The organism is Streptomyces sp. H27-H5, from assembly GCF_026627505.1.
Taxonomy (GTDB): domain Bacteria; phylum Actinomycetota; class Actinomycetes; order Streptomycetales; family Streptomycetaceae; genus Streptomyces.
The window spans coordinates 1-19,740 of sequence record NZ_JAPNLK010000029.1 but is presented as its reverse complement, the minus strand read 5'-3'; the positions used below and the strand labels follow the sequence as shown (position 1 = coordinate 19,740).

Below are 19,740 nucleotides of genomic sequence, written 5' to 3'. Positions count from 1 at the left end.
TGGCGGCGGTAGTGGGCGCGGGGGGTGTGGTGGGGGTGGTGGCGTCCGTGGGCGTGGGCATCGGGTCCTCCAGCTCGGGTCCGGCTCGGGTTCGGGTCGCATCCGGCTCGGTGCGGGGCCTGTTGGCGCGGGGCGGGTTGGTGCGTGGCGATGATTGGACCGTAACAGATGGTTCCGTTGCAGACTATTTACTTCGGACCGGATTGTTAAAGTGGATCCATGACTGCCATGGCGCCCACCCGGACCGAACCCGACCTCTCCTACCTCCTGGACCACACCAGTCACGTCCTGCGCACCCGCATGGCGGCGGCCCTCGGCGAGATCGGTCTGACCGCCCGCATGCACTGCGTCCTCGTGCACGCGGTGGGCGAGGAACGCACGCAGATCCAGCTCGCGGAGATCGGCGACATGGACAAGACGACGATGGTGGTGACCATCGACGCCCTGGAGAAGGCGGGCCTGGCGGAGCGGCGGCCGTCCACCAAGGACCGCAGGGCGCGGATCATCGCCGTCACCGAGCGGGGCGCGCAGGTCGCCGAGGAGAGCCAACGGATCGTCGACGGGGTGCACCGCGACGCGCTGGCCGCCCTGCCCGCGACCGCCCGCGACGCCCTGCTGCACGGATTGAAGCTGCTCGCCGACGGCCCCCTGAACGCTCCCTCCGAAGGCCCCCGCCCGGCCCGCCGCGCCCGTCAGTAGACCGGAACGCCCGGGCCCCGGGGTGTCCCCCGGACGGCTCAGTCACCCGGCCGGTCGGCGCCGGGTGACCGAGAGTGGAGGGAGGCACTGTGCCAGGGGGCGACACCACGCCGGAGGCGTACACACCATGGGAATCTTCGACTTCCTGAAGTCCGACAAGAAGAAGGCGCACGACGCCGCCGAGACGGCGAAGGAGCAGGTGGAGCAGCAGGCGGCGGCGAAGCCCGCCACCCCGGACGCGCGCAACGACCTCGGCGGGAAGTACACCGACGCCGCCGCGGCCACCAAAGCGGCCGCCGACCGGATGGCTGCCGCCGCTCCCCCGAAGCCCGCGCCGGCTCCCCCGCGGCCCGCCGCCGCGATGCCGCCGAAGCCCCCTGCGCCCGGACCGGTGGCGCACCACACGCCCACCCCCGCGTCCGCCGCGCACAAGGCGGTCCCGTCGGCGCCCATGCCGAAGCCGGCGCCCGTCGCGAAGCGGATGTACACCGTCAAGTCCGGCGACTCGTTGTCCGCGATCGCCCGCCGCGAGCTCGGCAACGAGGCCCGTTGGCGCGAGCTCTACGCCATGAACCGGGGAGTCGTCGGCTCCAACCCCGACCTGATCCACCCGGGGATGGTGCTCACCCTCCCCAACTGACCGCGGGGTGACGGACAGGGCGAAGGGGCCCGGATCGGATCGATCCGGGCCCCTTCGCCCTGTCTTCCGTACGGCTCGCGCTCTTGCCGTACGGCTCGCGATTCCCGCTACTGCTGGTCGTCGCCGGCCGAGCGGGCCTCTTGCTCCTTGGCCGCCAGCTCGTCGTCAAAGCTCGCCGGAGCGGAGTCGCGGGCCGACAGCTCGGTGGCCGCCGGCGGTTCGACGAGCCAGTCCGGGTTGGACTGCCGGTCCCACCACTTCCAGGCCGCGTACGCCCCGCCGGCGACGACGCCGACCAGCAGAACGCCCTTGAAGACCCGGCCCGTGCGGGCTCGGCGCTTCTGGCGTCGCACCAGCTTGCGCACTTCCTCCGCCGACACCTGGCCGCGCAGGGCGGCGAAGGCGGCGGTCGACCGGGAAGCGGCCTCCTCGGCCACCGGCTGCGCCGCGGCGAGCGCGCTTTCGAGTCGCGGCTGGGTGTACTCGGCTGCCTGTCGCGCGGCTCGTCGGGTCTGCTTCACCGCCTTCGTCGCGGCCCGGTCCACGTTCGGCGGCACGTGGGAGCGCGCCGCCTTGATGTGGGGGTGCAGATGGGAGTCGTACGTCGTACGGGCGTGCCGGGCAGCCTCGCCGGCCGCGTACGAAATCTTGGGCGCCAGCAGCTCGTTCGCCTCTTGCGCATAGTGCACAGCGGCGTCCTTGGCGGTTCCTGCGTACGGCGCCACCACTTCCGCTGCGTGCCGCATGCTGTCCCTGGCGCTCTCGGCTGCCGCGTGCACGCTGTCCTTGCGGGTCACGGGGTTCCTCCTCCTCGGTGGCGGACACAGTTCACCTTTCCACCCTTTGTCGGATCATGCCTGCCTTACCGTCGACCGGCATGCGTGACAGGGCATCCGAGTGGAGGATTTCTGTGCGTGGAAGCACCCCGTGGGAGTATCTGTACCGACAGTGATGACTATGGAAGGCAGATCCGTGGCCGAGAAGCTCTACGCCACCCTGAAGACGAACCACGGCGACATCGAGATCGAGCTGCTGCCGAACTTCGCCCCCAAGACCGTGCGGAACTTCGTGGAGCTCGCCACCGGCGCCCGCGAGTGGACGCGGCCCACGGACGGCCAGAAGACCACGGACCCGCTGTACGACGGCACGGTCTTCCACCGGATCATCAGCGGATTCATGATCCAGGGCGGCGACCCGCTCGGCAACGGCACCGGTGGTCCCGGCTACCAGTTCGCGGACGAGTTCCACCCCGACCTGGCCTTCACCAAGCCGTACCTGGTCGCCATGGCCAACGCCGGCCCGGGCACCAACGGCTCGCAGTTCTTCATCACCGTCGCGCCGACCGCCTGGCTGACCCGCAAGCACACCATCTTCGGCGAGGTCACCGGCAAGGCCGGCCAGAAGATCGTGGACGCGATCGCCGGACTGCCGACCAACCCGCGCACCGAGCGCCCGCTGGACGACGTGATCCTCCAGTCCGTCGTGATCGAGAAGCGCGGAACGGTCGCCTTCGACAAGAGCTGAACGGTCGCCTTCGACAAGCGCTGAACCCCAGGGCGCCCGAACCCCCGGGTGCTGCCTTCGAGCGGACTTTGCCGCGCCGCTGCCCGGGAACCTTTTCGCCCCGCCCGTCCGTCCTGGATACATACCTGGACGCCTACCGGACCGGCGGGGTGGCACCCTCCGCCTCGCCGCCGATCGAGGGGACCGATGGACACCGACCGTCTGCCGGGCTGTTACCGCCACCCGGACCGAGGCACGGGCATCCGCTGCACGCGCTGCGAGCGTCCGATCTGTCCCGAGTGCATGATCAGCGCATCGGTGGGCTTCCAGTGCCCCGAATGCGTCCGGGAGGGCTCCGGCACGGGCCACCGTCCCGCCGCTAACGTCCCGCGCACCGTCGCCGGCGGTGTGGTCGCCGCCGACCCGCACCTCGTCACCAAGATCCTCATCGGCGTCAACGTCGCCGTGTTCTTCGCGACCCTGCTGGCGCCGGCCATCGCCGTCCCCCTGGAACTGCTCGGCAGCTACGTCGACTACTGGGGCGGACCGCTCCACGGCGTGGCCAACGGCGAGTACCACCGCCTGTTGACCTCGGTGTTCCTGCACACCGAGTGGTGGCACATCATCGGCAACATGCTCGCCCTGTGGGTGATCGGCGGCCCCCTGGAAGCAGCCCTCGGCCGGGCCCGCTACCTGACCCTCTACCTGCTGTCGGGGCTGGGCGGCAGCGCCCTCGTCTACCTGCTGACCACGCCGTCCACCCCCACCCTCGGCGCGTCGGGCGCCATCTTCGGGCTGCTCGGCGCCACCGTCGTGCTGGCCCGGCGGCTGCGCTACGAGATGCGCCCGATCCTGATCATGGTCGGCCTGATGCTGTTGCTGACCTTCGTGCGGATCGGGAGCGTCGAGGTGTCCTGGCAGGCCCACATCGGCGGCCTGGTCACCGGTGCGTTGGTAGCACTGGGGATGCTCTTGCCCACCGCGGGCAGAAAGCGGGCGCTGATCCAGTGGGTGACGTGCGCGGCGGTATTTCTCCTGGTCATCGGCCTGATTGTGGTCCGTACGGCCGAGCTGACCGCACTCACCTGATCACACCGGCGTCAACTCTCCACAGAGTTATCCACAGATCTTCTGTCTTTTCCTCAGGTGTGGATGACGCTGTGGATAACTCATGGGGAGAGCTTCCCTCGGCAGTCCCGCTGCGCTAAGCGCGCGGGACTACCCGCACCGCGTGGGGAGGGCTACTTCCACTGCGTGGAGACGCCGAACCCGGCCGCGATGAACCCGAATCCGACCACGATGTTCCAATTGCCCAGCGCCTCGATCGGCAGCTGGGTATCGGTCACGTAGAAGACGACGATCCAGGCCAGACCGATCAGGAAGAAGGCCAGCATGACCGGGGCCACCCAGCTCCGGTTCGTCAGCCTGATCGTCTGCGCCTGCCGCGTGGGCGGCGGGGTGTAGTCGTCCTTCTTGCGGATACGTGACTTCGGCACGAGGGGCTCTCCTGTCGATGCGCTGGGGACCTTGCCTGCCCCGGGCGTCCGTTAGCGTAGTGGACCTGTGGCGTTGAAGGAGAAGGCTACGTTGAGCAATTCCGACGACTCCTCCGCGGGTCCCCGTGGCCGGGCCAGGCCCGTCCGGTTGTTGACCGCTGCCGTTTTCGCCCTGGCCGGCCTCATCTTCGTCACCAGTTTCAACACGTCCAAGGGTACGAACATTCGCACGGACGGCTCACTCCTGAAGCTGTCCGACCTCATCCACGAGCGCAGCCAGGACAACGCGGAGCTGGAGCGGACCACCGCGGCCGTGCGCGAACAGGTGGACGCCCTCGCGGAGCGCGACGACGGGAGCACCAGGGCCGAGGACGCCAAGCTGGCCGCCCTGCGCACAGCCTCGGGCACCGAGGAGCTGTCCGGCAAGGGTCTGACGGTCACGCTCAACGACGCGCCGCCGAACGCCACGGCCCGCATCCCCAACGTTCCCGAACCGCAGCCCAACGACCTCGTCATCCACCAGCAGGACCTCCAGGCCGTGGTGAACGCGCTGTGGCTCGGCGGCGCCCAGGGCATCGAGGTCATGGACCAGCGGCTGATCGCCACCAGCGCCGTGCGCTGCGTGGGCAACACGCTGATCCTCCAGGGCCGGGTCTACTCGCCCCCCTACAAGGTGTCCGCGGTCGGCGACCCGCGCGCGTTGCGCAAGGCCTTGGCGGCCTCGCCCGCCCTGCAGAACTACCAGCTGTACGTGAACGCGTACGGGCTCGGCTGGAAAGTGGAGGAGCACAAGGAGCTGACACTCCCCGCCTACTCCGGCACAGTGGACCTCCACTATGCGAAGCCCGTGGAATCCGCCACGCCCTGACGTCGTACTGCGTCTGCTGGTACGGACGTTCAGCGAGGTGTGTCTGACCGTCGGCACGGTGATCGTGTTGTTCGTCGCGTACGTGCTCCTGTGGACCGGGGTCAAGGCCGACCGGGCCATGGACGGGGAGATGGCCCGGATGCGCGACCGCTGGGCCGCCCCCGCCGCCCACGCACCCGCATCGGTGCCGACGACCGCCGCCCCGAGACCCTCGACGAGCCCCTCGACGCGGCCGGCGCCCGCGCGGATCCCCGAGGGCCGGGCCTTCGCCGAGATGTACGTGCCCCGCTTCGGTCGGGACTGGAACAAGCCCGTGCTGGAGGGCACCGGCACCGAGCTGCTCAAGAAGGGCCTCGGCCACTACCCGGGCAGCGGCCGGCTCGGCGAGAGCGGGAACTTCGCGGTCGCCGGGCACCGGCGGACCTACGGGGACCCCTTCAAGGACATCCCCGAGCTGCGCCCGGGGGACGACGTGATCCTCAAGGACGCGACGACCTGGTACACGTACACCGTCCGGGCCGCGCCGCTGCGCACCCTGCCCGGCGAGACCGGGGTGGTCGACGCGGTGCCCGCGCGCTCCCCCTTCACCACCCCCGGCCGCTACCTGACCCTGACCACCTGCGATCCGGAATGGGGCCACAGCCACCGGCTGATCGTCTGGGCCGAACTCACGGGCACCAGGGCAGCCGCCGAGGGCGAACCCGAGGGTTTGTCGAGCTGACCCCTGTCGTCGGGCCGCTGCCTTTAGTCTGTTGCGGTACCGCCCCCGCGGTGCGTGGGACGAAAGGGACGCGGACGGAATGTACGGCTGGATCTGGCGGCACCTGCCCGGCAACGCGTGGGTCCGCGCGCTGATCTCTCTCGTACTGGTCCTCGCGGTGGTCTTCGTGCTCTTCCAGTACGTCTTCCCCTGGGCCGAGCCGCTCCTTCCGTTCAACGATGTGACGGTGGACGAGGGATCGGGAGCCACTCCGTGAGCGCGCGCATTCTGGTTGTCGACAACTACGACAGCTTTGTCTTCAATCTGGTCCAGTACCTCTACCAGCTCGGCGCCGAATGCGAGGTGCTGCGCAACGACGAGGTCGAGCTCGCGCACGCGCAGGACGGCTTCGACGGGGTGCTCCTGTCGCCCGGACCCGGTACCCCCGAGGAGGCCGGCGTCTGCGTCGACATGGTGCGGCACTGCGCGGAGACCGGTGTGCCGGTCTTCGGCGTCTGCCTCGGCATGCAGTCCATGGCCGTCGCCTACGGAGGGGTCGTGGGCCGGGCGCCCGAGCTGCTGCACGGCAAGACCTCGCCCGTGACGCACGAGGGGCTCGGGGTCTTCGAGGGACTGCCCTCGCCGTTCATCGCGACCCGCTACCACTCGCTCGCCGCCGAGCCGCAGACCCTGCCGGACGTGCTGGAGGTCACCGCGCGCACCGAGGACGGCATCATCATGGGGCTCCGGCACCGCGAGCACGACGTCGAGGGCGTCCAGTTCCACCCCGAGTCGGTACTGACCGAGTGGGGCCACCGGATGCTCGCCAACTGGCTCGTGCGCTGCGGTGACACCGGGGCCGTCGGGCGTTCGGTGGGGCTGGCCCCGGTGGTGGGCAAGGCCGTCGCGTGACGGCGGTCGCGCCGTCCGTGCCCACGGAGGGACGGGCCGCGCGGCGCAGGGCGGCACAGGAGGCCGCGAAGCGCTCCCACGCGCGGGGGCGCAGGCGGGGCGGACGCCGGCGTCGGCCCCCGCGCTCGGGCGGCCCGCTGGTGGTGCTCAGCCGGGCGCTCGGGGAGCTGTTCATCACGACGGGCCTCGTGATGCTGCTGTTCGTCACCTACCAGCTCTGGTACACGAACCTGCTGGCGGAACGGGCGGTGGACGGAGCCGCCGGATCGCTGCGCCAGAACTGGGAGCGAGACCCGGGCGCCGCCGCCGCGCCGCAGGTCGAGGCCTTCGAGCCGGGACAGGGCTTCGCGATCATGTACATCCCGAAGCTGGACGTGAAGGTGCCGGTGGCCGAGGGCATCAGCAAGCCCAGGGTGCTGGACAAGGGGCTCGTCGGGCACTACTCCGAGGGCGCGCTGAAGACGGCGATGCCGGCGGACAAGCAGGGCAACTTCGCGGTGGCCGGGCACCGGAACACCCACGGGGAGCCGTTCCGCTACATCAACAAGCTGGTGCCCGGGGACCCGATCGTGGTGGAGACGCGCGACACGTACTACACGTACGAGATGACCTCGGCGTTGGCGCAGACCTCGCCCGCGAACGTGTCGGTGATCAAGCCCGTGCCGGAGGGTTCCGGCTTCACGACCCCGGGCCGGTACCTCACACTGACGACCTGCACCCCCGAGTTCACCAGCACCTACCGGATGATCGTATGGGGCAGGATGGTCGAGGAACGCCCCCGCAGCCAGGGCGCTCCGCCCGCGCTGAAGAGCCCGTGAAGAGCCGCCCGAGCGCTCGTACGTCGTAGAGGACGAATCCGCAGTGTCCCGTGCCCGCCGCCGCCGTTCCGCACCGCCGACCCGCAACCGCGGCGTGCTCGCCGGTTTCCTGAGCCTGCTGGGCGAACTCCTGATCACCGTCGGACTGGTCCTGGGCCTGTTCGTCGCCTACTCGCTGTGGTGGACGAACGTGCTCGCCGACCGGCACGCGTCGGCCAAGGGCGACGCCGTCCGCGAGCAGTGGCAGCGCACGCCCGCGCCCTCCGACCAGAAGCCCGCCGGGCCGGGGGCGCTCGACACCCAGGGCGGCATCGGCTTCCTCCACGTGCCCGCGATGAAGAACGGCGAGGTGCTGGTCAAGCCCGGCATCGCCCCGGACGTCCTGAACGACGGGGTCGCCGGCTACTACACGGAGCCGGTCAAGTCCGCGCTGCCGTGGGACGCCAAGGGCAACTTCTCGCTGGCGGCGCACCGGGACGGGCACGGCGCCAAGTTCCACAACATCGACAAGCTGCGCAACGGCGACGCGATCGTCTTCGAGACGCGCGACACCTGGTACGTGTACAAGGTCTTCGCGGAGCTGCGCCAGACCTCGAAGTACAACGTGGACGTACTCGGCCCGATCCCCAAGGAGTCGGGCCGGACCGTCGCCGGCCGCTACATCACGCTCACCACCTGCACGCCGGTGTACACCTCGAAGTACCGGTACATCGTCTGGGGCGAGTTGCAGCGGACCGAGAAGGTGGACGGCGACCGCACCCCGCCGGCGGAACTGCGCTGACGTCCCGCCCCGGCCGCCCCCGGGGCATCCCGGCCCCCGGGGGGCCCCGGGGCATCCCCCGGACGGCCCTGGAAGGGGCCTGTGAGCCCCTCTGGGGCACAAGTGACGGAAAGGGGCCCGGCCCCCTCCCATCGGGAGGGGGCCGGGCCCTTCTGCGTGTCGCGCCGGCGGGGCGGGGTCGGTCAGCGGCCGAGGCCGCCGATGAAGCCCCCGTTGCCGCCGTTGTTGCCGCCGTTGCCCCCGTTGTTACCGCCGCCCTTGGGGAAGGTACGGACGTTGATGACGGTGCCGCCCGGGACCTGGCTGCCGACGCCGGGGTTGGAGTCGAACACCACCGCGTCGTCCTCCGACGGACCGCTGAGCACCGCGCCGAAGGACAGGCCGACCCCCTGGAGGGTCTGCTTCGCCTGACCCACGGTCTGACCGGTCAACGCCGGCACGGCGACCGGGGCCACCTGCTCCTTGGCGACGGTGATGTTGACCGTGGTGTCCTTGTCCAAGGCCTCGCCCGGCTTGTACTGCTGCTTGAAGACCGTCTTCGCCGGCGTGCCGGCGGGGGCGTCCTCCTCGGTGACGCTGCCCAGCTTCAGCTTGGCGTCCTGGAGCGCCTTCGCGGCCTGGGCCTGGTTCTTGCCGGTGAGGTCCGGGACCGTGCCCTTCGAGAACTCCTTGGCCACCGTCAGCGTGACCGTGGAACCCTTCTCGGCCTCGGTGCCCGACTTCGGGTCCTGTTCGAGGACGATGCCCGCGGGACGGTCCGACTCCACCGTCTTCTTCTGGACCTCGAAGCCCTTGGCCTTCAGATCCGCCTCGGCCTTGTCGAACTCCAGGCTGCGCACGTCGATGACGGCCACCTTGGGCGCGCCCGAGGAGATCTTGACGGTGACGCTACTGCCCTTGTCCACCTTGGTGTCGGCGGCCGGATCCTGCTCGCAGATCTTGCCCTTCGGCTGGTTGTCGCACTCCATCTCGCCGCCCTGGACCACCTGGAGGCCGATGTTCTTGCCCCGTTCCTGGGCCGCGGCCAGGGTGTCGCCGACCAGCTTGGGCACGCTGGGCCGGTTGTCGGTGCCCTTCCCCTCGAAGAGGGTCCTGCCGATGAGGATGGCGCCGACCAGGACGAGGATGCCCGCCAGGACCAGCAGGATCGTCGAGGCGCGGCTCTTCTTCTGCGGCCGGCGGCCGTGGCCCTGGTCGCCGTACCCGTACCCGCCGTCGCCCGAACCCGTCGGCGGCATCATCGACGTCTGGCCGGAATCCGCCGTGCGCAGGGCGGTGGTGGGCTGGTCGTAGCCCCCCTGGTGGCCGTAGCCGCCCTGGTCGGGGTAGCCGTAGCCGGCCGCGCCCATGGAGGCGGTCGCGGTGACGGGCTGGCCGTCGAGGCAGGCCTCGATGTCCGCGCGCATCTCGTCGGCGGACTGGTAGCGGTAGTCGGGGTCCTTGACCAGGGCCTTGAGGACGATGGCGTCCATCACGGGCGTGATCTCGGGGTCGAAGTTCGAGGGGGGCTGCGGCTCTTCCCGGACGTGCTGGTAGGCGACGGCCACGGGGGAGTCGCCGACGAACGGCGGCCGGACGCTGAGGAGTTCGTACAGCAGGCAGCCGGCCGAGTAGAGGTCGGAGCGTGCGTCGACCTGCTCGCCCTTGGCCTGCTCCGGGGAGAGGTACTGGGCGGTGCCGATGACGGCGGAGGTCTGCGTCATGGTCATGCCGGAGTCGCCCATGGCGCGGGCGATGCCGAAGTCCATGACCTTGACCTGGCCGGTGCGGGTCAGCATCACGTTCGCGGGCTTGATGTCGCGGTGCACGATGCCGGCGCGGTGGGAGTACTCCAGGGCCTGGAGGATGCCGATGCACATTTCGAGCGTGCGCTCGGGCAGCAGCTTGCGCCCGGAGTGCAGCAGCTCGCGCAGGGTGGACCCGTCGACGTACTCCATCACGATGTACGGGATGGAGATGTTGTCGACGTAGTCCTCGCCGGTGTCGTAGACGGCGACGATCGCCGGGTGGTTCAGCGACGCGGCGGACTGGGCCTCGCGGCGGAACCGGGCCTGGAAGGACGGGTCGCGGGCGAGGTCCGCTCGCAGGGTCTTCACGGCGACGGTACGGCCGAGCCGGGTGTCGTGACCGAGGTAGACCTCGGCCATGCCACCACGGCCGAGCACGTGGCTCAGCTCGTACCGCCCGCCGAGGCGACGCGGCTCTTCCATAACTTGCAGCCCTCTCCGTCAGTCCCGACCGCACCGGTGTGTGGTCCGGCGGTGTGCTGTTCGCGCAAAGGCTACCGGCCGATCGTGGGTGATCGGTTCGTGACCACAGGCTGATACCCGACCGGTACCGTACGCTCCGATCCGGACCGGATCAGTGGTCCGGATCACCCTCCCCGCCGTGCCGGCGGACGCTCATCCCTTGCTCTTCAGTACGGCTTCCATGACGGCCTTCGCGACGGGCGCGGCCAGGCCGCCGCCGCTGATGTCCTCGCGTTCGGCGGCGCTGTCCTCGATCACGACGGCGACGGCGACGGGCGAGGTGCCGTCCGGGTTCTCGGCGTAGGAGATGAACCAGGCGTAGGGGCGCTTGGCGTTCTTCTCGCCGTGCTGCGCGGTGCCGGTCTTGCCGCCGACGACGACGTCCTTGATCTTGGCCGGAGTGCCCGTGCCCTTCTCGACGACGTTGACCATCATCTGCTGGACCTTCTGCGCGTTCGCGGCCGAGAGCGGGCGGCTCATCTCCTGCGGCTCGTGCTTCTCGACGGTGTCGAGATTGGGAGCGGTCAGCTCGTCGACCATGTACGGCTTCATCAGCTTGCCGTCGTTCGCGATGGCGGCGGTGACCATGGCCATCTGGAGCGGGGTGGCGGCGGTGTTGAACTGGCCGATGGAGCTCTGCGCGTTGCCGTCCTTGCCCATCGTCTTGTCGTAGACGCTGGCGAAGGCGCGGACCGGGGTGTCGACGGTGCTGTTGAAGCCGAACTTCTGGGCGGTCTCGACCATCTTGTCGCGGCCGACCTTGTCGCCCATGTTCGCGAACACGGAGTTGCAGGAGACCTGGAGCGCGAAGTTCAGCGTCGCCTTCTCGCAGCCGCTCGCGTGGTTCACCATCGGGGTCCGGGTGCCCGGCAGCATGTACGGCTCGGGAGTGTCCGTGGCGGCGTTGACGTCGCTCACCACGCCGTGCTCCAGGGCGGCGGCGGCCGTGACCACCTTGAAGGTGGAGCCCGGCGGGTAGGTCTCGCGCAGGGCGCGGTTGACGAGGTTCTTGTCCTCGCTGTCCTTCAGCTGGACCCAGGCCTTCTCGTCGTTCTTCGAGAAGCCGGCGAAGCTGGACGGGTCGTACGAGGGCGTGCTGACCAGGGCCAGGATGGCGCCCGTGCGCGGGTCGAGCGCCGCGACGGCACCCTTCTTGTTGCCCAGCTTCTCGAACGCGGCCTTCTGCGCGGCGGCGTTCAGGGTGGTGACGACGTTGCCGCCCTGCTTCTTCTCGCCGGTGAACATGCCGATGGTGCGGTCGAAGAACAGCCGGTCGTCGTTGCCGGTGAGGATGCCGTCGTCCAGGCTCTCCAACTGGGTGGAACCGAACGCCTGCGAGGCGTATCCGGTGACGGGCGCCCACAGCGGGCCGTCGAGGTAGGTCCGCTTGTACTTGAAGTCGCTGCCGTCGGTCACGGAGGAGCCGGTGATCGGCTTGCCCCCGACGATGATGTTGCCGCGCTCCGTCGCGTACTGGGCGATCTGGACCCGGCGGTTCTCCTTGCGCGTGCTGAGGTCCTCGGCCTGGACGTACTGCAACCAGTTGGTCCGCACGAGCAGCGCGAGGACGAGGAGACCGCAGAACAGCGAGATGCGACGCAGGGGCTTGTTCATGACGGACGAACCACCTGGGTCATCTCGGAGTCGGGGGACGGGGCGGGAGCCGGAGCGGGGCGCCGTGCGGTGTCGCTGATCCGGATGAGGATGGCGATGAGCACCCAGTTCGCGAGGACGGAGGAGCCGCCCGACGCGAGGAAGGGCATCGTCATGCCGGTGAGGGGGATGAGGCCCATGACTCCGCCGGCGACGACGAAGATCTGGATCGCGAAGGCGCCGGAGAGACCGATGGCGAACAGCTTGCCGAAGGGGTCCCGGGCGGCGAGGGCGGTGCGGGCACCGCGCTCGATGATCAGGCCGTAGATCAGCAGGAAGGCCATCACGCCGGCCAGGCCGAGTTCTTCGCCGACCGTGGAGAAGATGAAGTCGGAGTTGGCGGCGAAGCCGATCAGGTCGGAGTTGCCCTGCCCCCAGCCGGTGCCGAGCACACCGCCGGAACCGAAGCTCATGATCGACTGGCCGACCTGCTCGCAGGCACCGGACTTGGCGTAGCACGCGAAGGGGTCGAGCCAGGCGTCCACACGGGCCTTGACGTGGCTCGCGGTGGTGCCGACGACGACGGCGCCGCCGACCGACATGAGCAGACCGATGACGATCCAGCTCGTGCGCTCGGTGGCGACGTACAGCATGATCACGAACATGCCGAAGAACAGCAGCGAGGTACCGAGGTCGTTCTCGAAGATGAGGACGAGCAGGCTCATCGCCCAGATCATCAGGATCGGGCCGAGGTCACGGCCGCGCGGCAGGTAGAGACCCATGAAGCGGCGGCTGGCCAGGGCCAGGGCGTCACGCTTGACCATCAGGTAGCCGGCGAAGAAGATCGCGATGACGATCTTCGCGAACTCGCCCGGCTGGATGGAGAAACCGCCGACGCTGATCCAGATCTTCGCGCCGAACACGTCGGCGCCGAGGCCCGGGACGACGGGCAGGATCAGCAGGACCAGCGCGGCCGCCATCGAGATGTACGTGAACCGCTGGAGCACCCGGTGGTCCTTGAGGACCAGCAGCACGCCCACGAACATGGCCAGCGCCATCGCCGTGTACATCATCTGCCGCGGCGCCGACTCGGAGAACGCGCCGAAGCTCCGCTTGGCGAGGTTCTGCAGCCGCTCGGACTGGTCGAGCCGGTAGATCAGCACCAGCCCGAGGCCGTTGAGCAGGGTGGCCAGCGGCAGCAGCAGCGGATCGGCGTACTTCGCGTAGCGACGCACGGCGACGTGCGCGAGACCGGCCAGGACGCCGAGGCCCAGGCCGTACGTCACCATGCCCGGGGGCAGGGAGCCGTTCATGGCCAGGCCCACGTTGGCGTAGGCGAAGATCGGGATGACCACGGCGAAGCCGAGCAGCAGGAGCTCGGTGTTCCGCCGGCTCGGCGCCTCGATGGCGCCGATGGTGGTCGTGTTGGTGACAACGCTCATGGTGTGGCAGGCCCCCTGCGCCCGCGTATCTCTACTGCTTTTCGCACTGGCCGGCCAGTTGCTGCTCGGCGGCAGTCAGGCTGGGGCCGGGTGTCGTGCTGGGCTTCGCCTCGGCGGCGCGGCGGGCTTCGTCCTTCTTGCAGGCGGACACCTGCGTGCTGAGCTCGTCGATCTTCTGACGTGCCCCGTCGAGGCTGTCCTCGCTGATGGTGGCCTCGACCTGCTTGCGCTTGAAGGGCGGCAGGTACTTGAGTTCGATGTCGGGGTGATCCACTTCGACCTTCGAGAGGTGGATCCACGCGAGGTTCTGGCTGATGCCGCGGTACAGCGCGACGTGCTCGTCCTTGACGCCCACGTAGAACTGGGTCTGCGTCCACCGGTGCCCGGCGTACACGCCGCCGCCGACGAGCCCGGCCACGAGCAGCAGGAGCAGCGTGCGCACGGTCCACTTGCGCCCTTTGCCGCGACGTCTGCGCGGGTGGTCGTAGGTGTCCTCTTCGGCGTCGTAGGCGTCGGGTTCGCCGAAGCCGCCGTACGCGCCGCCGCCCTGGCCCTGCTCCTGTTCGGGGTAGCCGTAACCGGTGGCCTCGCCGCTGCCGGGAGGGCCGAAGGAGCCCGCGGGCGGGGAGGCCTGGCGGCCGAGCCCGGAGGCGCGACCGGCCGGGGTCTGCATGGCGTTGCCGTCGAACAGCTGGTGCTGGTTCTCGGCGACCGCGCCCACCACGACCGGGCTGTCGTTGATCTGCGCGGCCAGGGTGTCGCCGCTGTCGGTGTCGAGGACGTCGGCGACGATGCAGGTGATGTTGTCGGGTCCGCCCCCGCGCAGGGCGAGTTGGATCAGCGCCTGCACCGTCTCGTGAGGGCCGTGGTAGTCGGCGAGGGTCTCCTCCAGGGTCTGGTGGGAGACCACGCCGGAGAGCCCGTCGGAGCAGATGAGGTAGCGGTCGCCGGCGCGGACCTCGCGGATCGACAGGTCGGGTTCGACGATGTCGCCGCTGCCGAGCGCACGCATCAGCAGCGAGCGCTGCGGGTGGGTGGTGGCTTCCTCCTCGGTGATCCGGCCCTCGTCGACGAGCCGTTGCACCCAGGTGTGGTCCTGGGTGATCTGCGTGAGGACACCGTCGCGGAGCAGGTAGGCACGGGAGTCGCCGACGTGCACGAGGCCGAGCCGCTGACCGGTCCACAGCAGGGCGGTGAGCGTGGTGCCCATGCCTTCGAGCTGGGGGTCCTCCTCGACCATGACGCGCAACTGGTCGTTGGCGCGCTGCACGGCCACGCTGAGCGCGGTGAGGATGTCGGAGCCCGGGACGTCGTCGTCGAGCTGCACGAGCGTGGAGATCACCTCGGAGCTCGCGACCTCACCGGCGGCCTGGCCGCCCATGCCGTCGGCGATCGCCAGGAGACGGGGACCGGCGTAGCCGGAGTCCTCGTTCCCCTCGCGGATCATGCCCTTGTGCGATCCGGCGGCGAACCGCAGGGACAGACTCATGCGCACCTGCCCTGTCGACGATGCCTCCGGGTACAACCGGTCTCGAGCCACACTGCCCACCCTCCGGTCGGGAGCGCGCTCCGGTCGCAGTCCCCGGTGGGACGGACCGCCGCGGCTCGCTCGCTCCGCTCGCTCATTCTCGTACTACTTCCGCAGCTCGATGACGGTCTTGCCGATGCGGATCGGGGCGCCCGGCGGGATGGGCGTCGGGGTGGTCAGCCGGGTCCGGTCGAGATACGTGCCGTTGGTGGACCCGAGATCCTCGACGATCCACTGGCCGTCACGATCCGGGTAGATCCTGGCATGACGGCTCGACGCGTAGTCGTCGTCCAGCACGATCGTGGAGTCGTGTGCGCGGCCGAGCGTGATCGTCTGCCCGGCGAGGGCCACGGTGGTGCCCGTGAGGGTGCCCTCCGAGACGACCAGCTTGGTCGGCGCACCGCGCCGCTGGCGCTGCTGCGGCGGCGCGGACTGCCGCCCCGCCTGTTGCGGAGCGCTGTTGGCGCCGCCCCGGCGGGAGCCGCGTTGCGTGACTCGCGTTCCGAAGAGGTCGCTGCGAATGACCTGGACGGCCACGATGACGAACAGCCACAAAACGGCCAGGAAACCCAACCGCATGACCGTCAGGGTCAGCTCTGACATTGCCCCCGCTTCACCCTTCGGCTTGCCGATAAATGATGGTGGTGCTGCCCACGACGATCCGCGAGCCGTCGCGGAGCGTAGCGCGGGTGGTGTGCTGCCCGTCCACCACGATGCCGTTGGTGGACCCCAGATCCTGGATCGTCGGGGGCGTTCCGGTCCGGATCTCACAGTGCCGGCGGGAAACGCCGGGGTCGTCGATCCGCACATCGGCCTCGGTGCTTCGGCCGAGTACGAGCGTGCCGCGCGAGATCTGATGGCGGGTGCCGTTGATCTCGATCCAGCGGCGCGTGGTGCCGGCGCCGCCGGAAGTCATGGGGGCCGCTCCGCCGGGGCCGCCTGGGGCGGCCCTGCGGGCGCCGGGTCCGCCGGGGGGCGGGGCGCTGGGCATGGGCGGGGCGGCGACCGGGGGGTACCCGTATCCGCCCTGCGGGCTGTCGGGAGCCGGGGCCTGCCCCTGGGGGCCGCCGCCGGGCTGTGAGGTGCTGGAGGCGAGCGTACGGCTTCGGACGCGGTAGAGGCCCGTGTCGAGGTCGTCGGCCTTCTCCAGGTGGACCTTGATCGGTCCCATGAAGCTGTAGCGCTGCTGCTTGGCGTAGTCGCGGACGAGGCCCGCGAGCTCGTCGCCGAGCTGACCGGAGTAGGGACTCAGGCGGTCGTAGTCGCCGGCGCTGAGTTCCACGATGAAGTCGTTGGGTACGACGGTCCGCTCGCGGTTCCAGATGGTGGCGTTGTTGTCGCACTCCCGCTGGAGGGCGCCGGCGATCTCCACCGGCTGGACCTCGGACTTGAACACCTTGGCGAAGGTGCCGTTCACCAGACCTTCGAGTCGCTGCTCGAACCGCTTCAGGACTCCCATGGGGCACCTCCTCCGTCGTTGTCGCCCTGTACTGCTTACTGATCGTATCCACGCGTGGCGGATTCGGCTGGTTCCCCTTCGGCCTCGTGCCGATGAGTGTTGGTCCTCACAAGCGATCGTAGGGGCGCTCAAGGGACAGTGTCCCGCACCGGGACGGGAGTACGGGAGGGGCTGTCGAGGGTGAGGTGGGGGGAGCGGGAAATGGGATGTGATTCCACCCCGTCTGGCGTGCTAATCTTTCGACGTCGCCAGGGGAACGGCCCGAAAGGGAAGATCCACTGGTAGCCGCTCGGGCGAGTGGCGGAACGGCAGACGCGCTGGCTTCAGGTGCCAGTGTCCTTCGGGACGTGGGGGTTCAAATCCCCCCTCGCCCACTTCGAATGGTCCTCGAACCACTCGGTGCGAATTGAGAGAACCCCCACTCCGGAGAGATCCGGAGTGGGGGTTCTTTCGTCATGTCCGGAAGTCGATGTATGACGGCGCTCTCTCCCCGGGTCTTCTCGTCGTCGTCAGACTTTCGTCGGGCGGGGCGCGACGAAAGAGAGCGGTGGGCGACGCGTGCGGGTGTCTAGGGTCGGGCGCGTGGAAGCGACGGCGAGGATGCGGGCGGGCCGGGACTGGCTGAGGGGGCCGGAGCCCTGGTCCCCTCGGACGGTGGCGGGGGACCTGGCGCTGGCCGGTGTGGTCGCCCTGCTCGGCCTGGGGATCGAGGAGCTGGACAACGGCACCACGCTGCGGATGCTGACCGGTGCTCTCGTGGTGGTGGCGCTGACGCTGCTGCGCCGGCGGTTGCCCGCCACGACGTTGATCGTGGGTGCGGCGGTCTCGCCGTTCCTGCCCGGAACGTTCCTGATCACGGCCCTGCTGGGCTGGTCGGCGGGGCGCCGGATCGAGGACGTCGGTCGGGCCCTGGGAGCCTTCACGGCCGCCTTCGTCGCCGAGGTCGGCTTCAGCGTGGTGGTCGAGTGGTCGCACACGCGGCTCCTTCTGACGATCGTGTTCTCCACGCTGATGTTCCTTGCCGTCACGGTCATGCCGGGTCTCGCCAGCCGGTACTGGTCCCAGCGCCGTACGTTGCTGCGCGCCCTCCAGGAGCGCAACGGACAACTGATGCGCGAGCGGGCGATGGTCGCCGGGCAGGCCCGGCTGCGGGAACGGCAGCGCATCGCGCAGGACATGCACGACAGCCTGGGCCACCAACTCGCGCTGATCTCCGTGCACACCGGCGCCCTTGAGGTGGACCCGAAACTCACCGACCGGCAGCGCGAGGCGGTGGGTGTGCTGCGGCACGCCTCGGTGGCCGCGATGCACGAACTGCGCGAGGTGGTCGGGATCCTGCGTGACGGGGTCGAGGCACCGGTCCCCATGGAGGAGGCGTCGCAGCCCGCCGCCCGCGGGGTGGCCGGCATCGCCGGGATCGTGGAGGCGGCCCGGCTCGCGGGCACCGACGTACGGCTGACCGTCTCGGGCCGGCAGCGGCCGCTGGTGGCGGCGTGCGACCACGCGGCGTACCGGATCGCGCAGGAGGCACTGACCAACGCCTACAAGCACGCGCCGGGGGCGCGGATCACGGTGGAACTGCGGTACGAGGACGACTCCCTGGTGGTGGAGATCGCCAACGGCCCGGCGAAGGGCCCGGGAGCCGGCGAGGTGGTGTCCGGCGGGCAGGGGCTGACGGGGCTGCGCGAGCGGGCCCGCCTGGTCGGCGGCATGGTCCACACGGGGGCCACCGAGGGCGGCGGGTTCCGGGTGGCGGGCGTCCTGCCGTACGGCGCGGAACCGGCCGGGACGGTCGAGGACATGGCCGACGACTTCGGGCAGCAGACGCAGGCGATGGGTCTCAAGGGCGCGCCGCCGATGGACTGGGCGGCCGTCGACCGGGAGTTGGCGGTCCGCAGCCGCACCGGCGGGGTCGCGTTGGGCTGCGGCATCGCGGTCGCCGCGGTGATCCTGCTCGTCATCGTGATCGGGGCGGGCGTGGCCCTGCTGGTGGGTTCCGCGAACAACGCCATGATCAGCGAGTCCGAGTACGACGCGACGCACGTGGGCGAGGCGGAGGACGCGGTCCGCGGGCGCCTTCCCGACGGGGACAGCATCCTCACGTCGGGCCTGGAGGGGAAGGGGCCGAAGCAGCCGCCCGGCACGGACTGCGTGGCGCTGCTCTCCACGGAGGAGACGCGCCTGAACACCGATACGGTTTACCGGTTCTGCTTCAAGGACGGGAAGCTCGTCGACAAACAGACGTACGAGGTCAAGCAGTAGGAGCACGGGTGACACCCAGAGTGATCCGCGTCGTGATCGCCGACGACGAGCCGCTGATCCGGGCGGGCATAAGGATGATCCTGACCTCGGCTTCGGACATCGAGGTCGTGGCGGAGGCGGCCAACGGCCGGGAGGCGGTGGAACTGGCACGGGCGCACCACCCGGACGTGGTGCTGCTCGACATCCAGATGCCGGTGATGGACGGGCTGACGGCCCTGGGTGAACTGGGCCGCGCCGTCCCCGAGGTCCGGGCCCTGATCCTCACCACCTTCGGCGAGCGGGAGAACGTCCTGCGCGCACTCGGCGAGGGCGGCGCCGGGTTCCTGCTGAAGGACTCCGCGCCGGGTGAACTGATCGGCGCGGTACGGGCCGCGGCGGCCGGCGACGCCTACCTCTCGCCCGCGGCGACCCGGCACGTGGTGGATCAGCTGGCCTCCGGGCAGTCCACCGGGCGGGGCGAGGAGGCCCGCCGACGCGTGGCCGGGCTGAGCGAGCGGGAACGCGGGGTGCTCGCGTTGCTCGGCGAGGGACTGTCCAACGCGGAGGCCGGACGGCGACTGCACATGAGCGAGGCCACGGTGAAGACCTACGTCAGCCGCATCCTGGCCAAGCTGGAGTGCGAGAACCGGGTACAGGCGGCCCTGCTGGCCAGGGACGCGGGCCTCTAGTGCTGCACCGCGAAAGTTCGTGGAGGGGGGTTGGGCCGGTCAGGCCGGGCTGCCGAGGTAGAGGGTGCCGGCGCAGGTAAGGCAGTCCTCGGGACTGCCGATGGGGAGGCCGGTGGGGAGGA

19 protein-coding genes, 1 tRNA gene and 1 pseudogene are annotated in these 19,740 nt (G+C 70.0%); 13 read left to right on the top strand and 8 right to left on the bottom strand.

Annotated elements, in window-relative coordinates; all coding sequences use genetic code 11:
- Positions 1-219: 219 nt before the first annotated feature.
- Both OTB19_RS16515 and OTB19_RS16510 read left to right on the top strand, forming a co-directional pair.
- Complete coding sequence (locus OTB19_RS16515) at positions 220-699, top strand: MarR family winged helix-turn-helix transcriptional regulator (RefSeq protein WP_267799000.1); 480 nt, start codon at positions 220-222, stop codon at positions 697-699.
- Between the two features lie 127 nt (positions 700-826).
- A complete protein-coding gene (locus OTB19_RS16510; protein WP_267798999.1) occupies positions 827-1,339 on the top strand; it encodes a LysM peptidoglycan-binding domain-containing protein in 513 nt (170 codons plus the stop codon).
- Between the two features lie 107 nt (positions 1,340-1,446).
- Here the strand turns inward: OTB19_RS16510 and OTB19_RS16505 are convergent, their stop codons facing one another.
- Complete coding sequence (locus OTB19_RS16505) at positions 1,447-2,136, bottom strand: DUF5324 family protein (RefSeq protein WP_267798998.1); 690 nt, start codon at positions 2,134-2,136, stop codon at positions 1,447-1,449.
- Positions 2,137-2,311: 175 nt separating this feature from the next.
- On the opposite strand from OTB19_RS16505, the gene OTB19_RS16500 reads away from it, so the two are divergent.
- Entirely contained in the window at positions 2,312-2,863 is a 552-nt protein-coding gene (locus OTB19_RS16500) for a peptidylprolyl isomerase (RefSeq protein ID WP_267799046.1), read from the top strand.
- Positions 2,864-3,049: 186 nt separating this feature from the next.
- Positions 3,050-3,931 (top strand): rhomboid family intramembrane serine protease, encoded by an 882-nt coding sequence (locus OTB19_RS16495; RefSeq protein WP_267798997.1) that lies wholly within the window; start codon positions 3,050-3,052, stop codon positions 3,929-3,931.
- Positions 3,932-4,083: 152 nt separating this feature from the next.
- Here the strand turns inward: OTB19_RS16495 and crgA are convergent, their stop codons facing one another.
- The gene (gene crgA, locus OTB19_RS16490) at positions 4,084-4,338 is read right to left on the bottom strand and encodes a cell division protein CrgA (protein ID WP_267798996.1); all 255 of its coding nucleotides are present in this window, start codon (positions 4,336-4,338) and stop codon (positions 4,084-4,086) included.
- Positions 4,339-4,429: 91 nt separating this feature from the next.
- Here crgA and OTB19_RS16485 point away from each other — a divergent pair, with 91 nt between their 5' ends.
- The 6 genes and pseudogenes from OTB19_RS16485 to OTB19_RS16460 all read left to right on the top strand — a co-directional run bounded on the left by OTB19_RS16485 (position 4,430) and on the right by OTB19_RS16460 (position 8,417).
- Positions 4,430-5,206 (top strand): DUF881 domain-containing protein, encoded by a 777-nt coding sequence (locus OTB19_RS16485; protein WP_267798995.1) that lies wholly within the window; start codon positions 4,430-4,432, stop codon positions 5,204-5,206.
- Positions 5,175-5,927, top strand: coding sequence for a class E sortase (locus OTB19_RS16480; protein WP_267798994.1), 753 nt, complete (start codon positions 5,175-5,177; stop codon positions 5,925-5,927). The genes OTB19_RS16485 and OTB19_RS16480 overlap by 32 nt, the downstream gene beginning before the upstream one ends.
- A gap of 79 nt (positions 5,928-6,006) precedes the next feature.
- A complete protein-coding gene (locus OTB19_RS16475) occupies positions 6,007-6,183 on the top strand; it encodes a hypothetical protein (RefSeq protein ID WP_030011120.1) in 177 nt (58 codons plus the stop codon).
- On the top strand, positions 6,180-6,818 hold the full coding sequence (locus tag OTB19_RS16470) for an aminodeoxychorismate/anthranilate synthase component II (RefSeq protein ID WP_267798993.1): 639 nt from the start codon (positions 6,180-6,182) through the stop codon (positions 6,816-6,818). Before OTB19_RS16475 ends, OTB19_RS16470 begins: the two co-directional genes overlap by 4 nt.
- 143 nt (positions 6,819-6,961) lie before the next feature.
- Positions 6,962-7,636 (top strand): annotated as a pseudogene (locus OTB19_RS16465) (class E sortase); the annotation flags it as partial.
- 43 nt (positions 7,637-7,679) lie between these two features.
- Positions 7,680-8,417, top strand: coding sequence for a class E sortase (locus OTB19_RS16460; protein ID WP_267798992.1), 738 nt, complete (start codon positions 7,680-7,682; stop codon positions 8,415-8,417).
- A gap of 182 nt (positions 8,418-8,599) precedes the next feature.
- Here the strand turns inward: OTB19_RS16460 and pknB are convergent, their stop codons facing one another.
- The 6 genes from pknB to OTB19_RS16430 form a co-directional block, all read right to left on the bottom strand.
- Entirely contained in the window at positions 8,600-10,627 is a 2,028-nt protein-coding gene (gene pknB, locus OTB19_RS16455; RefSeq protein WP_267798991.1) for a Stk1 family PASTA domain-containing Ser/Thr kinase, read from the bottom strand.
- A gap of 192 nt (positions 10,628-10,819) precedes the next feature.
- On the bottom strand, positions 10,820-12,280 hold the full coding sequence (locus OTB19_RS16450) for a peptidoglycan D,D-transpeptidase FtsI family protein (RefSeq protein ID WP_267798990.1): 1,461 nt from the start codon (positions 12,278-12,280) through the stop codon (positions 10,820-10,822).
- A complete protein-coding gene (locus tag OTB19_RS16445) occupies positions 12,277-13,701 on the bottom strand; it encodes an FtsW/RodA/SpoVE family cell cycle protein (protein WP_267798989.1) in 1,425 nt (474 codons plus the stop codon). Before OTB19_RS16445 ends, OTB19_RS16450 begins: the two co-directional genes overlap by 4 nt.
- A 31-nt stretch (positions 13,702-13,732) precedes the next feature.
- Positions 13,733-15,190 (bottom strand): PP2C family protein-serine/threonine phosphatase, encoded by a 1,458-nt coding sequence (locus tag OTB19_RS16440; RefSeq protein ID WP_267798988.1) that lies wholly within the window; start codon positions 15,188-15,190, stop codon positions 13,733-13,735.
- Between the two features lie 144 nt (positions 15,191-15,334).
- The gene (locus tag OTB19_RS16435; protein ID WP_053675567.1) at positions 15,335-15,832 is read right to left on the bottom strand and encodes an FHA domain-containing protein FhaB/FipA; all 498 of its coding nucleotides are present in this window, start codon (positions 15,830-15,832) and stop codon (positions 15,335-15,337) included.
- A gap of 10 nt (positions 15,833-15,842) precedes the next feature.
- Positions 15,843-16,688 carry an FhaA domain-containing protein gene (locus OTB19_RS16430; RefSeq protein WP_267798987.1) on the bottom strand — a complete coding sequence of 282 codons (846 nt, stop codon included), beginning with the start codon at positions 16,686-16,688 and terminating at the stop codon, positions 15,843-15,845.
- A 291-nt stretch (positions 16,689-16,979) separates the two neighbouring features.
- On the opposite strand from OTB19_RS16430, the gene OTB19_RS16425 reads away from it, so the two are divergent.
- From OTB19_RS16425 to OTB19_RS16415, 3 genes are all read left to right on the top strand, one after another.
- A tRNA-Leu gene (locus OTB19_RS16425) sits at positions 16,980-17,062 on the top strand.
- A gap of 226 nt (positions 17,063-17,288) precedes the next feature.
- Entirely contained in the window at positions 17,289-18,950 is a 1,662-nt protein-coding gene (locus tag OTB19_RS16420; protein WP_267799045.1) for a sensor histidine kinase, read from the top strand.
- A gap of 8 nt (positions 18,951-18,958) precedes the next feature.
- Positions 18,959-19,618, top strand: a complete 660-nt coding sequence (locus OTB19_RS16415) for a response regulator transcription factor (protein WP_324289622.1) — start codon at positions 18,959-18,961, stop codon at positions 19,616-19,618.
- Positions 19,619-19,740: the final 122 nt, after the last annotated feature.

Coding starts and splice junctions, on each gene's coding strand:
- OTB19_RS16515 (WP_267799000.1), top strand. CDS start 220: ATGACTGCCATGGCGCCCACCCGGACCGAACCCGACCTCTCCTACCTC.
- OTB19_RS16510 (WP_267798999.1), top strand. CDS start 827: ATGGGAATCTTCGACTTCCTGAAGTCCGACAAGAAGAAGGCGCACGAC.
- OTB19_RS16495 (WP_267798997.1), top strand. CDS start 3,050: ATGGACACCGACCGTCTGCCGGGCTGTTACCGCCACCCGGACCGAGGC.
- OTB19_RS16480 (WP_267798994.1), top strand. CDS start 5,175: ATGCGAAGCCCGTGGAATCCGCCACGCCCTGACGTCGTACTGCGTCTG.
- OTB19_RS16475 (WP_030011120.1), top strand. CDS start 6,007: ATGTACGGCTGGATCTGGCGGCACCTGCCCGGCAACGCGTGGGTCCGC.
- pknB (WP_267798991.1), bottom strand. CDS start 10,627: ATGGAAGAGCCGCGTCGCCTCGGCGGGCGGTACGAGCTGAGCCACGTG.
- OTB19_RS16450 (WP_267798990.1), bottom strand. CDS start 12,280: ATGAACAAGCCCCTGCGTCGCATCTCGCTGTTCTGCGGTCTCCTCGTC.
- OTB19_RS16445 (WP_267798989.1), bottom strand. CDS start 13,701: ATGAGCGTTGTCACCAACACGACCACCATCGGCGCCATCGAGGCGCCG.
- OTB19_RS16440 (WP_267798988.1), bottom strand. CDS start 15,190: ATGAGTCTGTCCCTGCGGTTCGCCGCCGGATCGCACAAGGGCATGATC.
- OTB19_RS16435 (WP_053675567.1), bottom strand. CDS start 15,832: ATGTCAGAGCTGACCCTGACGGTCATGCGGTTGGGTTTCCTGGCCGTT.
- OTB19_RS16430 (WP_267798987.1), bottom strand. CDS start 16,688: ATGGGAGTCCTGAAGCGGTTCGAGCAGCGACTCGAAGGTCTGGTGAAC.
- OTB19_RS16420 (WP_267799045.1), top strand. CDS start 17,289: ATGCGGGCGGGCCGGGACTGGCTGAGGGGGCCGGAGCCCTGGTCCCCT.